At 51.7% G+C, this 13,550-nt stretch carries 11 protein-coding genes; 9 read left to right on the plus strand and 2 right to left on the minus strand.

All coding sequences use genetic code 11. From position 1 onward, the window contains the following. Nucleotides 1-56 precede the first annotated feature (56 nt). Nucleotides 57-1,484 carry an aspartate ammonia-lyase gene (gene aspA, locus NDK47_RS06245; RefSeq protein ID WP_251873999.1) on the minus strand — a complete coding sequence of 476 codons (1,428 nt, stop codon included), beginning with the start codon at nucleotides 1,482-1,484 and terminating at the stop codon, nucleotides 57-59. Between the two features lie 318 nt (nucleotides 1,485-1,802). Here aspA and NDK47_RS06250 point away from each other — a divergent pair, with 318 nt between their 5' ends. Then, nucleotides 1,803-2,240 (plus strand): MarR family winged helix-turn-helix transcriptional regulator, encoded by a 438-nt coding sequence (locus NDK47_RS06250; protein ID WP_251874000.1) that lies wholly within the window; start codon nucleotides 1,803-1,805, stop codon nucleotides 2,238-2,240. A 7-nt stretch (nucleotides 2,241-2,247) separates the two neighbouring features. Further along, nucleotides 2,248-3,003 carry an SDR family NAD(P)-dependent oxidoreductase gene (locus tag NDK47_RS06255; RefSeq protein WP_251874001.1) on the plus strand — a complete coding sequence of 252 codons (756 nt, stop codon included), beginning with the start codon at nucleotides 2,248-2,250 and terminating at the stop codon, nucleotides 3,001-3,003. Nucleotides 3,004-3,141: 138 nt separating this feature from the next. Here the strand turns inward: NDK47_RS06255 and NDK47_RS06260 are convergent, their stop codons facing one another. Next, complete coding sequence (locus tag NDK47_RS06260) at nucleotides 3,142-4,140, minus strand: LCP family protein (RefSeq protein ID WP_251874002.1); 999 nt, start codon at nucleotides 4,138-4,140, stop codon at nucleotides 3,142-3,144. A 266-nt stretch (nucleotides 4,141-4,406) separates the two neighbouring features. Between NDK47_RS06260 and NDK47_RS06265 the strand changes: the two genes are divergently transcribed. The 7 genes from NDK47_RS06265 (at nucleotide 4,407) to NDK47_RS06295 (ending at nucleotide 13,494) form a co-directional block, all read left to right on the plus strand. Next, complete coding sequence (locus tag NDK47_RS06265) at nucleotides 4,407-5,987, plus strand: long-chain-fatty-acid--CoA ligase (protein ID WP_251874003.1); 1,581 nt, start codon at nucleotides 4,407-4,409, stop codon at nucleotides 5,985-5,987. A gap of 184 nt (nucleotides 5,988-6,171) precedes the next feature. After that, a complete protein-coding gene (locus NDK47_RS06270; protein WP_251874004.1) occupies nucleotides 6,172-7,254 on the plus strand; it encodes a CapA family protein in 1,083 nt (360 codons plus the stop codon). Between the two features lie 71 nt (nucleotides 7,255-7,325). Continuing rightward, nucleotides 7,326-7,577 carry a hypothetical protein gene (locus tag NDK47_RS06275; protein ID WP_251874005.1) on the plus strand — a complete coding sequence of 84 codons (252 nt, stop codon included), beginning with the start codon at nucleotides 7,326-7,328 and terminating at the stop codon, nucleotides 7,575-7,577. Between the two features lie 289 nt (nucleotides 7,578-7,866). Continuing rightward, nucleotides 7,867-8,817 (plus strand): hypothetical protein, encoded by a 951-nt coding sequence (locus tag NDK47_RS06280; RefSeq protein ID WP_251874006.1) that lies wholly within the window; start codon nucleotides 7,867-7,869, stop codon nucleotides 8,815-8,817. Nucleotides 8,818-9,025: 208 nt separating this feature from the next. After that, on the plus strand, nucleotides 9,026-10,027 hold the full coding sequence (gene cuyA / locus NDK47_RS06285; RefSeq protein ID WP_251874007.1) for a D-cysteate sulfo-lyase: 1,002 nt from the start codon (nucleotides 9,026-9,028) through the stop codon (nucleotides 10,025-10,027). Between the two features lie 414 nt (nucleotides 10,028-10,441). Next, a complete protein-coding gene (locus NDK47_RS06290; RefSeq protein WP_251876021.1) occupies nucleotides 10,442-11,611 on the plus strand; it encodes a branched-chain amino acid ABC transporter substrate-binding protein in 1,170 nt (389 codons plus the stop codon). 155 nt (nucleotides 11,612-11,766) lie between these two features. Continuing rightward, the gene (locus NDK47_RS06295; RefSeq protein WP_251874008.1) at nucleotides 11,767-13,494 is read left to right on the plus strand and encodes a sigma-54 interaction domain-containing protein; all 1,728 of its coding nucleotides are present in this window, start codon (nucleotides 11,767-11,769) and stop codon (nucleotides 13,492-13,494) included. Nucleotides 13,495-13,550: the final 56 nt, after the last annotated feature.

Genomic DNA, 13,550 nt, shown 5'->3' on the forward strand with positions numbered 1-13,550 from the left:
AAAGAAGCCGATTCCTCCACGACATGGATGGAATCGACTTCTTTGCTTTTTGTTGATTACTCTTTAAACAACAGAGATGCTCCGGCAATACCCGGATGCGTCATTTCAAATGGATCGAGGATCAAATCCAGCTCTTCCTCGGTCAGTACGTTGTGCTCCAGGCAAAGCTCTCGCACTGATCTGCCCGTGAGGATTGCTTCGCGGGCGATGCGCGCAGCCACTTCATAGCCGAGGTGCGGATTGACGGCGGTGATGATTCCGACGCTTTTTTCCACGTAGGCTTTCATCACTTCTTCATTCGCTTTGATCCCGTCGAGGCAGTATTCTTTGAACACGCGGAAACCGTTGTTCATGATGCTGATGGACTGCAGCAGGTTAAAGACGAGAACAGGCTCCATCACATTCAATTCCAGTTGCCCTGCTTCGGAGGCGAGACAGATCGTATGGTCGTTTCCGATGACCTGGAAGGCGATTTGGTTGAGCACTTCTGCCATCACCGGATTTACTTTCCCCGGCATGATCGAAGAACCAGGCTGGCGGGCAGGCAGGGCGATTTCCCCGAGACCGGCACGCGGACCGGAAGCCATCAGGCGCAGGTCGTTGGCGATTTTGGACATGTTGATCATGCAAACCTTCAGGGCTGCCGAAACTTCCGTATACGCATCTGTATTTTGTGTAGCGTCGACCAGATCAGAGGCACCTTTGATCGGGAAGCTGGTGATCTCGGCCAATTGTTTGACGACACTCTCGATGTAACGAGGATCAGCATTCAGCCCGGTACCTACCGCCGTGGCTCCCATGTTTACTTCAAACAGATGCTGACGGGAGCTGGAGATACGCGAGATATCGCGAGAAAGTACTTTGCGGTACGCTTCGAATTCCTGGCCCAGACGGATTGGCACCGCATCTTGCAGATGGGTTCGGCCCATTTTGATCACGCCGTCAAATTCCTGGGCTTTTTTCGAGAAGGCTTCCTGAAGCAGCTCCATTGTGTCGAGCAGTTGATCCAGCATCATCAGCACAGCGATGTGAATGGCTGTCGGAAAAGCGTCATTGGTTGACTGCGACATATTTACATGGGTATTGGGACTTACCTGGAAGTAGTCCCCTTTTTCAAATCCGAGGATTTCCAGCGCGCGATTGGCAATCACTTCGTTGGCGTTCATATTGATCGAGGTCCCGGCTCCACCCTGAATCGGGTCGACGATAAACTGGTCGTGCAACTGGCCCGCGATGACTTCTTCTGCAGCCTGCACGATGCCTGTACCGATGCGGCGGTTCAACTGCCCCGTCTCCATATTGGCGATGGCAGCGGCCTTTTTGACCATAGCGATGGCGGTGATCAACGATTCGTGAATCCGGTACCCCGTAATGGGAAAGTTCTCCACTGCCCGGAGTGTTTGCACTCCATAGTAGGCATTCTTCGGCACTTCCTTTTCTCCGAGAAAGTCTTTTTCGATTCGTTTGGATTCTGCTGCGTCCATGTCTATCCATCTCCTACAGGATTTTTTTGGAAACAAACTAAGTTGTTTACTCTCATCAAAAGCGTATCATAGTTTGACCAAAAGAAGTAGGGATAGATCGCTTCTCGAAATTTTTTTAGCCAGACTGGACAACGTAGGATATGGAAGGAATTTTCTGGATCAGACTGGTAATGACGGTTTGGGAGTGGATCAAATGAGCAGGGGAAATGGACGAAAGTTGACATTCAATCGGAATTGATTTAAACTGAGGAAGAAATAAGTTAAATATATTAACTATTAAATATTTTAATAAAATAAGGGAGGTGATGATATCCTTTCATGGAGCATAAGCAATCACTCGCCAACCTGTTTTCGAGCATGATGCACAAGTTTGTTCTTGCTTATGGCAAGGTACTGGATGCGGATATCTCCGGTTCACAGGTGTACATGCTGGAAATCCTGGAGAACGAAGGCTCGAAGAGAAGTACGGAATTGGCGGCCCAATTGGAGATCAGTCTGCCTGCCGTAACCAATCTGTCTAATAAGCTGGTAAAAAAAGGTTATGTGGAACGTTCGATCCCGGCAGAGGATCGGCGGGTAACCAATCTGCACATTACTCCTGCTGGTTCTGCTGTATTGGAGAGGATCATGTCCAAGTATTATCACCTGACCGATACCATCTGGGCCGATTTTTCTTCCGAAGAACTAGCCCAACTCTTGCAGTACTACGAGAAAATGGTAGCCAATCTCGAGACGTACCAACCTGACAAGGAGTGAATACAACATGACAACACAATCACAGGTAGCCGTCATTACAGGTGCAGGAAGCGGAATGGGCCGCGCCGCCTCGCTTAAGCTGGCCGACAAAGGCATGAAGCTGGTGCTGGTCGATTTCAACGAACAAACAGGTGAAGAGACTCTCGGACTTGTCAAAGAAAAAGGTGCAGAAGCGATTTTTGTCAAAGCCAATGTGGCAGAAAGCGCCGATGTGCAAAACTATGTGAACCAAGCTGTGGAGACCTTCGGACGGATCGATGTCTTTTTCAACAACGCCGGTATTATCCAAAAGCCTTATCTGCTGGCAGACATTCCGGAAAACGAATTTGACCGCGTTTTCTCCGTGAATGCCAAGGGTGTCTTTCTGGGCTTGAAATACGTTCTGAAAGTGATGGAGAAACAAGGGGAGGGCCTGATCATCAACACGGCTTCTACCGCAGGTGTCAAGCCGGAACACAGTGTAGCCGCCTACTCTGCGTCGAAGCATGCTGTCGTCAGCCTGACCAAGTCTGCTGCGATGGAATACGCCAAGACAGGCATTCGCATCAATGCCGTCTGCCCCGGTGGTGTCACTACCAACCTGGTCGCCGCCTTTCAGCAAAACATCGAGGAAACCGGCAATGTGCCCGAGATTGTATTCCCGCGCATGGGCCGAATGGCAGAGGCGGAAGAGATCGCCAATGTGGTCGCATTCCTGGCTTCTTCGGAATCCTCGTATATGACCGGTTCGATCGTGCTGGTAGACGGCGGTCTGACGCTGTAGCGAAAAAGAAAAAAGCCCTGGAGTCAAAAAGCGTCCAAGGCCTTGCAGCAGGAAGCTTCCTTTTCTATCGAGAGGGAAGCTTCTTTTCTGTTAGTAATAAGTGGTTAAGTAAGCAAGTTAGTTCTGTTCGTTTGTTTGCTAGGAAGCATTTGGCCGGGAGCTGCTGCTCTTTTTCAACCCCAGATGTTCTTGAAGGGTCTCGCTGATCTCTGTCACGTTCTGCTCGTCCAGCTTGAAATAATAGATTTGGTTGAGATACATGTTGCTTCCCTTGAACTGGAGCTTGTCGATGTTCACACTGCCGGATTTGGCGAATTGATAGAATGCCTCCAGATCCTGCAAATGCATGTTCGTTTTTAGATTATCCCCGAGCGCTTCCAGCAGAGCGCCGTATTTGGGGAGGGAGCCAATGGTGAGCGCCTTTTTGAAAATAGACTCCAGTACGAGCTGTTGGCGTTTCCCCCGTTCCAGGTCGCTGTCAATTTTACGTGTGCGGACCAGAGCCAGTGCTTCTTCCCCGTTCAAGGTCTGCAGCCCCTTTTTCAGCTTGATCGCACGCGGGCGGTCTTGGCTGTCCTGCTCCGTAAAGGAGATCGGGACATCGACCTCGACACCGCCCAATGCGTCAACGATTTCCATAAAGGCGGTAAAGTTGACTTTTACGTAATAATCGACCGGGACATTCAGCAGACGTTCCACCGTGTCCACTGTGGCGTCTACGCCGCCAAAAGCGTGGGCATGGTTGATCTTGTCTTTTTTCTTTTCGACCGGGACATATACGTAAGAGTCCCGCGGAATGCTGAGCAGCTTCACAGAGCTGTCTTTTTTGTTAAAGGTAGCCAGCATCAGTGCGTCTGTCCGAATAGCGTCCCCGTATTGACTATCCCGCACATCACTCCCATCCACGCCCATGAGCAGGACGGAAAAACTGTCTGCCAAAGGATCGGCTGGTTCTTCGCGAATCGGCGAGACCGTTCCCCTTTCCAGCGCTTGATGTGCTTTTTCTTCCATCATAGCGGCCTTCCGGTATAAATCGATGGCATAACCCGTTGAGACAAATACCAAGACCAGGATGGGGATGAGCAGAAGAACCATCCTGCGTCTTCTTTTTTGATTTGCTTTTGGTTTGTTTTTCATCATAAATTCCACCTTGAATCGCTTGTACATAGAGTGTAGACGTTTTTCGACAGAATTTCGTTACAGGGGGGTAACAAACGAAAAAACACGTCGTTTTTTGTCCTTCCTCTTCTTGTAAATTCCAGCAGGAAAATCGGCCGTCGGGTTGTAAAAAGTAGGAGAGAGGAAATAGGCGAGAGGGTCGATAACAGCAAAGCAACAGTGGGCAGGCAGCACATGTCTTGAGACAACTTTCCAATCAAAAAAAGATGAGGGAGTGTAAGACGATGAGCACAAATGACTATTTGCAAGGGACCTTGCCGCAAATGCTGGAACAAAGTTGTAAGCGATTTCCGGAACGGAGTGCTGTGTATTTCAAGGGACAGCAGTGGGATTATCAAACACTGGGTCACCTGGTAAAAAGATTTGCAGCGGGACTGCACAGCCTCGGGATTTCGGAAGGGGACCGGGTAGGCATCATGCTGCCCAATTGTCCGCACTACGTGGCAGCCTATTACGGAATCTTGCAGCTCGGCGGCATCGTCGTGCAGATCAATCCGATGTCCGTTCAGGCGGAGCTGGAACACTACCTCAGTGACTCCGGGGCCAAAGCCCTGATCGTCTTCGCACCATTTTTGCCCGTTGTCGAAAAAGTGAAAAGCGTGCAAGAATTAACGGCAAGAATCGTCGTCGAACTGCCGGCGACGGATAACGAACTGCCGGCCGGTTATCTTCGATATGAAAACGTGCTCGCTCTGGCCGAGGATGTGCTCGAAGACCTGCCTGCCACCTCCACCACTCCCGATGATGTCGCCGTCTTGCAATATACGGGCGGCACGACCGGACGCTCGAAGGGTGCGATGCTGACCCACCGCAATCTCTATGCCAATGCTTATCAATGCTATGCCATTATGGAGGGGGATCTGGAGCGGCCGGATCGGATTCTCACTGTGATCCCACTTTTTCACGTATACGGCATGACGGTCTGCATGAATATGGCGATCTTTGGAGGCTCGCAGCAGATCATAGTGCCGCGGTTTGAACTGGATGATGTACTGCAGACGATCAAAGAGACCAAGCCGACGATTTTCCCGGGCGTGCCGACCATGTATGTCGCGGTCAACGCCCATCCCAGGGCAGAGGAGTACGGTATTTCGTCCATCCGCCTGTGCGCCAGCGGTTCTGCGCCGCTCCCGGGTGAAGTGATTAAAGAGTTTGAAGCCAAGACGAAGGGCATGATTCTGGAAGGCTTTGGACTTTCGGAGGCGTCTCCCGTCACGCATTTTAACCAGATGGACAAGCGTAAGGTAGGATCGATCGGCAAAACCATTTCCTTTACCGAATCCAAAATCATCAGTCTGCAGGACGGTGAGACCGAGCTTGGGCCAAATGAGGCGGGTGAGCTGGTGGTACGGGGGCCACAGGTGATGAAAGGCTACTGGGGCATGCCGGAGGAGACGGCAGAAACGCTCAAGGATGGCTGGCTCTACACCGGGGACATCGCCTACAAAGACGAAGAGGGATATTACTATATCATCGATCGCAAAAAGGACCTGATTATTGCCGGGGGCTTCAATATCTATCCGCGCGAAGTGGAGGAAGTTCTCTACCAGCATCCGTCTGTGCAGGAGGCTGTCGTGATTGGCGTGCCCGATGCCTACCGTGGCGAGACGGTAAAGGCTTTCGTCGTCCTCAAAAAAGAAGCGTCGCTCACGGAAGCCGAGCTGCAGGACTACTGCCGTGAACAGATGGCCGCCTACAAGATTCCGCAGCAGATCGAATTTCGGGAGGCGCTGCCCAAAACAGCAGTCGGCAAGATTTTGCGTCGCAGGCTGAGAGAGGAAGAACAGGGAGCCAGCGCCACATAACGGATCGGAAAAGTCCCTTTTGTTGAAATATTAGTGATATTGCATGAAATTTCTGAACCTATAACTATATAACGATGACCGTCCGGCCAATTTGGCCTGAGGCGGTCTCTTTTTTTACTATATTCTGGTCATCTCTACGCCTCCCTCCCTCATAGAATGGGGCAAATGAGGATAGAGGTGAAACATGAACGGATTGTGGAAAACAGTGGTCTTTTTGCTGACAACTTTGTCACTTGCCAATTTGAGTCTGGTCCCGCTGTTGGTTCAGGCGGAAAACGGGGGAGCTGCTCAACAATCGCCGGAGCTGCCGATGCCCCTGAAGCCGGAAACTGATGAGCCGATAACGGTGACGATTGTGGGCGATATTCTTCTGGACAAGAGCGTGGGCAAGCAGATTGAACGCTATGGTGTTGATTATCCGTTTGCCAAAACGGGAGATCTGCTGCGACAGGCCGATTTGACAGTGGGCAATCTGGAGACAGCCGTCAGCAAACGGGGAAAACCGGAATCCAAGGAGTTTACCTTCCGCTCCCGGCCGGAGACGCTCGCCGGGCTGGTCAATGCCGGATTTGACATCGTCAATCTGGCCAATAACCACTCGATGGACTACGGCATGGATGCCTTTCTCGATACGATGAAGCATCTTCGCGAGTACAACCTCGCCTATGTCGGCGGGGGGAAGAATGAGGAGGAAGCCTATGCTCCTGTGATCCGCACGATCAAAGGAAAAAGGGTAGCAGTCATCGGTCTGAGCCGAGTACTGCCCAACCAGGGATGGTTTGCTGGCAAAAACAAGGCCGGACTGGCAAGTGCTTATTCGCGTGAGCCGATGCAGAGCTACGTCCGCAAAGCGGTGGAAGCGTCCGATATCACCATCGCGATCATGCATTGGAATCTGGAGTACAAAGACTATCCCGAAGAGTACGCCAAGCAATTGGCACGGCTGCTGATCGATGAAGGGGTAGATGCGGTAGTCGGATCGCACAGCCATTCCCTGATGGGAGTCGAATGGTACAAGGAGGCTCCGATCTTTTACAGTGTCGGCAACTTTGTGTTTACCACGCCCCGGAATCCCAAAGGAAGCGAGTCCATGATCGTGACCCTGACCTTTGCCCAAAATCAGACCGAAGGGAAGATCGTACCGGCGAAAATCGTCAATGGACAGCCGGTGCCGCTGACAGGCGAGCAGGGGAAAAAGCTGATCCAAAAGGTGCAGAGCCTCTCGTTTGGAGCGGTGATCGACGAAGCGGGGATCGTGCGGAAGTAAGAGCAGTCATCTAGTTTGGAAGAAAGAAAAACAGGGTATCTCCTTTAGAAGTATCGAGGGGAGAATGCCTGATGGGTCGATTCAAACATGTAACACTCCGATTCTGGCTGATATTTTTGTATTCCATCTCTACGCTATTAATCGTCCTGAGCTGCGGTGCGGGAATTCATCAGGTCGTAAAGCAAGTCATTACCCAAAATGTCCTGGACATCAATCGAGCCTATAGCGATAAAATGGCACAGACTACAGACCTGATGCTTCGCGGCATGAAGCAGAGTCTGGAGGCGAGGGCCGCCGAGATTGCCGTTCTGTTGCCGGACTAACCAAAGCTGCAGCACGCCCTGCGCCTCTTGCAGGAAAGCTCGATGTCCTTTAACAGTGTCTTTGTTACTGATGATAGCGGAATGGTTCTGGCAATCGCATTCTCCGAAGAGATGCGGAAATGCGTGGGAGCAGGCGACATCTGCGGCCGAGGTCTGTAGAGCGCAGCGCAATCCAGGCATGTTCAAGAAATCGCCGCAACTTGCACCGGGGCAAAAGACGTCTGTAGGGTAGGAGGGAAAGACGCACAGATGTCAGAGAAGCCTGGCGTAAGGAGGAAGCCGTATTTACTTGAAACCGAACCGAAAGCGAAAGCCTTGCAAACGAGTAAGCCGGTATCTGTGGGGAAAGCTGCTGCTCTCTGTTTGTACGTCCGTGCTGATGCTGTGGCTGCTCTCTTCGTCCCCGCCGAGTTTGAAAGCCACCTGGATCTGGAACACCGCCCTGATTACCGAAGATCCGGAGCGGATTCTGGCCTTTGCTGACCAGCAGGGGGTCAATCGAATCTATCTGCATATCGATCGAAAAGAAGTGCCGCGACACGCGTATCAAGCCTTTATCAGTGAGGCAAAAGCGAGAAAAATTCAGGTGGATGCGCTGGCAGGTGATCCCGCGTGGTCGCTCGTTTCCCGTCAGGACAGCATCGCTGCATTTGTCGAATGGGTGCATGCCTATAACCGCTCTGTTTCCAGCGAAGAACGATTTACTGGCATCCATGTGGACATCGAACCGCATGTCCATCCGAACTGGAGGCAGGAACAGGAAAAGGTAAAGAACGAGTGGCTGACCAATATGGAGCTGGTCATCCGGGAGACAAAAAAAGATCCGAACCTGGAAGTAAGCGCAGATATCCCGTTTTGGACGAATCAATTGACCGATCGTGAGTCGGAGAGTGTCAGTCAATGGCTGCTGGGCGCGTTGGACCATGTAACGCTGATGGCGTACCGCGATCACGTGGAGGGGCGAAACGGCGTGCTCGATATCAGCAGCCACATCCTCGCAGAAGCAGGCCATTCCAGACAAAAAGTGGTCATCGGTCTCAACGTTCTGGAAAGCCGGGAAGGCGGCAGAACCACTTTTTATGAGGAAGATACAGGGCATCTGCAGCAGCAATTGGACATTCTGGAGCGGCGCATGAAAAAATACCCGGCCTACGCCGGATTCGCGATCCATGACTATGAGCATTGGGATGCAAAATTTAAACGTGAACAAGAAAAGCCGGCGGCCCGCGAAAAGGGGTAGCCGGCTTTTGCTCGTCACAGCTCTTGCAAAGAATCATCCGTTGATTTGAGAGTGCGGCTGCCCGCTGCGATCACCGCAAATGATCTGAAGAGCCGGAGGCATTCGCGTAGTAACGGCAAAGGAAATGCGCTATGATGAAAAAACTGGTGGCGTTTTCGGATAGCTGTGGAAGAAGCCAGGGAAACAGTGCAGAAAGTGAGGAGAGAAGATGAATCCAATCCGCTTTGAACGCAGACGTTACACGGGGGGCGCAACTCCGATCGAAAGGCTGGCTCGATTTTCAGAATGTCTCGGCGGCCCGACGGTTTATATCAAGCGAGATGATCAGCTTGGACTGGCAGCGGGAGGAAACAAAACGAGGAAGCTGGAGTATCTCGTAGCCGATGCGATCAAGCAAGGTGCCGATACACTGATCACCTGCGGAGCTGTTCAATCCAACCACTGCCGCTTGACGCTTGCAGCTGCCGTGCGGGAGGGGCTCTCCTGCCAATTGGTGCTAAGCGAGCCCGAAACAGGCTATCAGCCGCACGCCAGCGGCAATCATTTGCTGTTTCATCTGATGGGAGCGGAAAAAATCGAGGTGATTCCCGCAGATGGTGACATGCAGGAGTCAATGGAAAAGCTGGCGGCTGCTCTCGAACGAGAAGGCAGGAAAGCGTATCTGATCCCGGTCGGCGGCTCCAGTGAGGTAGGTACGCTGGGATACATGGCCTGTGCAGAAGAGATCGAGCAGCAGTCCCTGGAGCTGGGGATTCCCTTTGACTACGTCGTGACGGCAACAGGAAGCGCCGGTACGCAGGCCGGGCTGATTGCCGGTTTTGCTGCTCGTCAGTCGAGTAGTTCGGTCATCGGGATCAATGTCAGCCGAGACCGTGAAAGTCAGGAGAAAAAAGTGCAAGAGCTGCTCCTTTCTACGGCAGAATTCGTCGGACTAAAGGGAGAATTGCCCGCGTCACTGGTGCGTTGTGAAGATGAGTATGTGGGGCCGGGCTACGCCATCCCGACAGCGGAAATGGTAGAGGCTGTGAAGCTTTTGGCCCGGACGGAAGGCATTCTGCTCGATCCGGTATACACAGGAAAAGCCATGGCGGGGTTAATCGGTCTGATTCGCCGGGGAGCTTTTCGGAAAGAGGACCGCGTACTCTTCTTGCACACAGGCGGGACACCTGCATTGTATACCTATGCGGACACATTTTTTTCGGAAATGTAAGGATTTCTTTTGCAGGAAGCCGGCGCGTTTTACGCCGGTTTTTTTATGGGCAGATCTATGAAAACAAGGGAAGGGTCTTCTGGCACGGCTGCACCCGGCATTTTTTCACAGGAGTTTCATAGAGTGCAGGAGAAAAGAAGTAAGTTGAGACTTCAATTAAATGTAAAAAAATGGAATGCCAATGATGGAAAGAAACATATAGATTGAAAATAAGAAGAAGATGCATGAAACGGTGATTCTGAACATAGATAGAATGTAAGATTTAATCCCTGTTTTTATTGACAATATGTAAGATTCAGAATTTTGGTTTTTTTCTTATATTAACAGATATGATAGAAAAAGAAGCACTCAGGGGGGATTTGCGTGCGTCAAAAAAAGTTGAGTTTCGTTCTTGCTTCGATTTTGTTGGCCAGCATGTCACTGGTTGGCTGTAACTCGCAAGGATCAGCTCCAGCGCAGAACACGAATACCCAAGCCCAAGGAAGTTCCGGGGCGTCGTCTGGTGGCGGAGAAAAGATCCTGATTGCCACCCAAAGCCCGCTTTCCGGTTCGCAGTCAGCGATCGGGGACGCGATCAAGACCGGTGCAGCCTTTGCAATCGAGCAGCGGAAAGAGGAGTTCAAGAAGCTCGGTTTTGACTTGCAGTTATACCCTCAAGACGACCAAGCAGACCCGAAAATCGGCGTTTCCAACGCGGAAATGCTCGTAGCAAACCCGGAGGTCATGGGTGTCGTCGGCCACTTTAATACCGGCGTCGCGATTCCTTCATCCGTTAAGTACGAATCAGGCAGTCTGGTCATGGTGTCTCCGGCGAACAGCGGTGTGACACTGACGGAGGAAGGAAAGAAAACGGTTCACCGGATCTGTGCCCGTGATGACGCGCAAGGACCCAAAGGTGCGAAATATGCAAAAGAGCAGCTCGGTGTGACATCCGTTTTCCTGATACACGACAAGACCGCCTATGGGCAGGGGCTGGTCGACCAGGTAAAGGCGCAGTTTGAAAAAGACGGCGTCAAGGTACTGGGCTATGAAGGGGTAAACCAGGGAGAAAAGGATTATAACTTCGTCGTCAATACCGCGGTTGCCTCCAACCCTGACCTGATTTACTTCGGCGGCATCTACCCCGAAGCGGGCATTATCATAAAGCAGGCGAAAGAAAAAGGCTACCAAGGCAAATTCATGGGCGGGGACGGCATTGACTCTCCAGACCTGCTGAAAATTGCCGGCGATGCAGCAGTCGGCGTTTACCTCACTTCTCTGGCCGGAGATGCCAAGCAGACAGAAGAAGGCCGCAAGTGGGCAGAAGAGTACGAAAAAGCGATGGGCAAAAAGCCGGGAACCTACTCCGACTATGCGTTTGAATCGGCCAACGTGATCCTCAACGGGATTGAAGCGGCGATCCAAGCAAACGGCGGCAAAAAGCCGACTCGTGAACAAATTCTGGAACAAGTTCACAATACAAAAGAGTACCAGGGCAAATTCGTAAAGGTCACCTTTGATGACAAAGGGGATAATAAATACGCGGACGTCTTTATCTACAAGTTTGAAAAAGAAGGCACGTCCTTCATCGGAAAAGCAGAATAAGCGCGATCCTCCAGCCGATGCTCACTTCGAGCATCGGTCTTTTTTGTGTACAGTGTGATGATTCGCGAATGGGGGGAAGAGACAGGAAGGAGCGTCTGTTATGCGGAAGAAATAGAATGAATTTTCTGTTTTAAAGAGGAAAGGAGAGCGATACGATGGCTCATTTGGGACTCCGCTATCTATTTGAAGAATTGCCCGCGTTTCCGTTTCCTTATGTCTGTCTGTTTACAGAAGAGCTGTCACTTGTGGTGTGGAAGGTCCATCAGGATTCCCCGCAACAGGAGGTGAAGCAACGGCTGGAGGAGATCGAGCTTTTGATCCGCACCCAAGTCACGACAAAGCAAGAAAGGCAGGAGATGAACCAGCAAGAGCAGCATGGGCATACAGCCGCTGGGCCTTCCTCTGTATACGCGGAGCCTATGGAGCTGGATGGCGTACAGTATTGGCTAGCCCTTCATTCCGGTGGGGAACAGGTAATCGACCGGGCGCACTGGCAGTTGATTGCCGTTTTGATCAGGACACAGTGGAATGAAAAAAAGCTGGCCGCTGAGATGATGCTGCATAATCACTATCAAAAACAGATTGTCGAGACGATTTCCGAGGGGTTCATGGCGATCAATCGGAGCGGTGAGATTGTCTATGTAAACAGACAGGGTGCCGATATTTTGGGGATTACCGTGGCTGAAACCATCGGAGTGCATCTTTGCGACATCGTCGACTTTCAGCCGGAAGTGCTCTCTGTTCTGGATTCAGGCAAAGGATGGGTCAACAAGGAATTCTTTATCACGATGCCCAAAAAGGGGAAGCTGCACCTGATGAAATCGGCTATCCCTGTCTTTGATGAGTTGGGCGAGATTATCGGGGTGATCGATACCTTTCGCGAGATTAAAGTGATTCGTCACCTCGTCACCAGCATGGTGGGAGCCAAAGCTTTTTTCACTTTTGACGACATCATCACCCACTCTGCAAAGGTCCAGGAGCTGATTCGGCAATCGAGATGGGCGGCGCGGGATGATACCAATATTCTCATCGAGGGAGAAAGCGGGACAGGAAAAGAGCTGTTCGCTCACGCTATTCACAATGACAGCAGGCGGGCAAACGGGCCGTTCGTGGTGATCGATTGTTCCTCCATTCCCCGCGAGCTGGTGGAAAGTGAGCTGTTTGGGTATGTCGATGGAGCCTTCACTGGAGCGCGGAAAGGGGGAAGGCCGGGCAAATTTGAACTGGCAAACGGCGGGACGGTCTTTCTCGACGAGATCGGCGAGATGCCGCTGGAGATTCAGGCCAAATTGCTGCGCGTGCTGCAGAGCAGGTATGTGGTGCGGGTAGGGGGCTATGAGCCGATTCCCATCGACGTGAGGATCATTGCGGCAACCAACCGGGATCTGGAGGAAGAAGTAGCCAAGCGCAATTTTCGGCTCGATCTCTATTATCGCCTGAATGTCGTCAACTTGAAGATTCCGGCCCTGCGTGAACGGGCGGAGGACATCTTGATGCTGGCAGCCCATTTTATGCGCAAATTTGAAACAGACAAGCCTGACAATCCCTCTCTCACGCTCGCCCCAGCCGTGCAAGAAAGCTTGCAGCGCTATGCATGGCCGGGCAATATTCGCGAGCTGGAAAATGTGATCGCACGCGCCTGTGTATTCGCCAAAGGGGACGTCCTCGGACCGGAGCTTTTTCCAGAGACCTTGTTCGGTCGGGAGACGTCATTTCCGGCGCGTCCGCTTGAAGCCGTGCACAGTCTGGACGAGGCGGAAAAGAATCAGATCAGCGCCGTGCTGATCGAAGCGGCGGGAAACAAGAGCATGGCGGCCAAAATGCTGGGCATCTCCAGAAGCACGCTGTACCAAAAAATGAAACGATACGGATTTCCTGTTTAGCCAGTGTACGATATTCGGACAGTGTACGGGAATCAGACAACAGGAGTGTACATATT

Source organism: Brevibacillus ruminantium, assembly GCF_023746555.1.
Taxonomy (GTDB): domain Bacteria; phylum Bacillota; class Bacilli; order Brevibacillales; family Brevibacillaceae; genus Brevibacillus; species Brevibacillus ruminantium.

Excerpts from the sequence above, each read along its gene's own strand:
- aspA (WP_251873999.1), bottom strand. The coding sequence starts at position 1,484 with ATGGACGCAGCAGAATCCAAACGAATCGAAAAAGACTTTCTCGGAGAA.
- NDK47_RS06250 (WP_251874000.1), top strand. The coding sequence starts at position 1,803 with ATGGAGCATAAGCAATCACTCGCCAACCTGTTTTCGAGCATGATGCAC.
- NDK47_RS06255 (WP_251874001.1), top strand. The coding sequence starts at position 2,248 with ATGACAACACAATCACAGGTAGCCGTCATTACAGGTGCAGGAAGCGGA.
- NDK47_RS06260 (WP_251874002.1), bottom strand. The coding sequence starts at position 4,140 with ATGAAAAACAAACCAAAAGCAAATCAAAAAAGAAGACGCAGGATGGTT.
- NDK47_RS06265 (WP_251874003.1), top strand. The coding sequence starts at position 4,407 with ATGAGCACAAATGACTATTTGCAAGGGACCTTGCCGCAAATGCTGGAA.
- NDK47_RS06270 (WP_251874004.1), top strand. The coding sequence starts at position 6,172 with ATGAACGGATTGTGGAAAACAGTGGTCTTTTTGCTGACAACTTTGTCA.
- NDK47_RS06275 (WP_251874005.1), top strand. The coding sequence starts at position 7,326 with ATGGGTCGATTCAAACATGTAACACTCCGATTCTGGCTGATATTTTTG.
- cuyA (WP_251874007.1), top strand. The coding sequence starts at position 9,026 with ATGAATCCAATCCGCTTTGAACGCAGACGTTACACGGGGGGCGCAACT.
- NDK47_RS06290 (WP_251876021.1), top strand. The coding sequence starts at position 10,442 with ATGTCACTGGTTGGCTGTAACTCGCAAGGATCAGCTCCAGCGCAGAAC.
- NDK47_RS06295 (WP_251874008.1), top strand. The coding sequence starts at position 11,767 with ATGGCTCATTTGGGACTCCGCTATCTATTTGAAGAATTGCCCGCGTTT.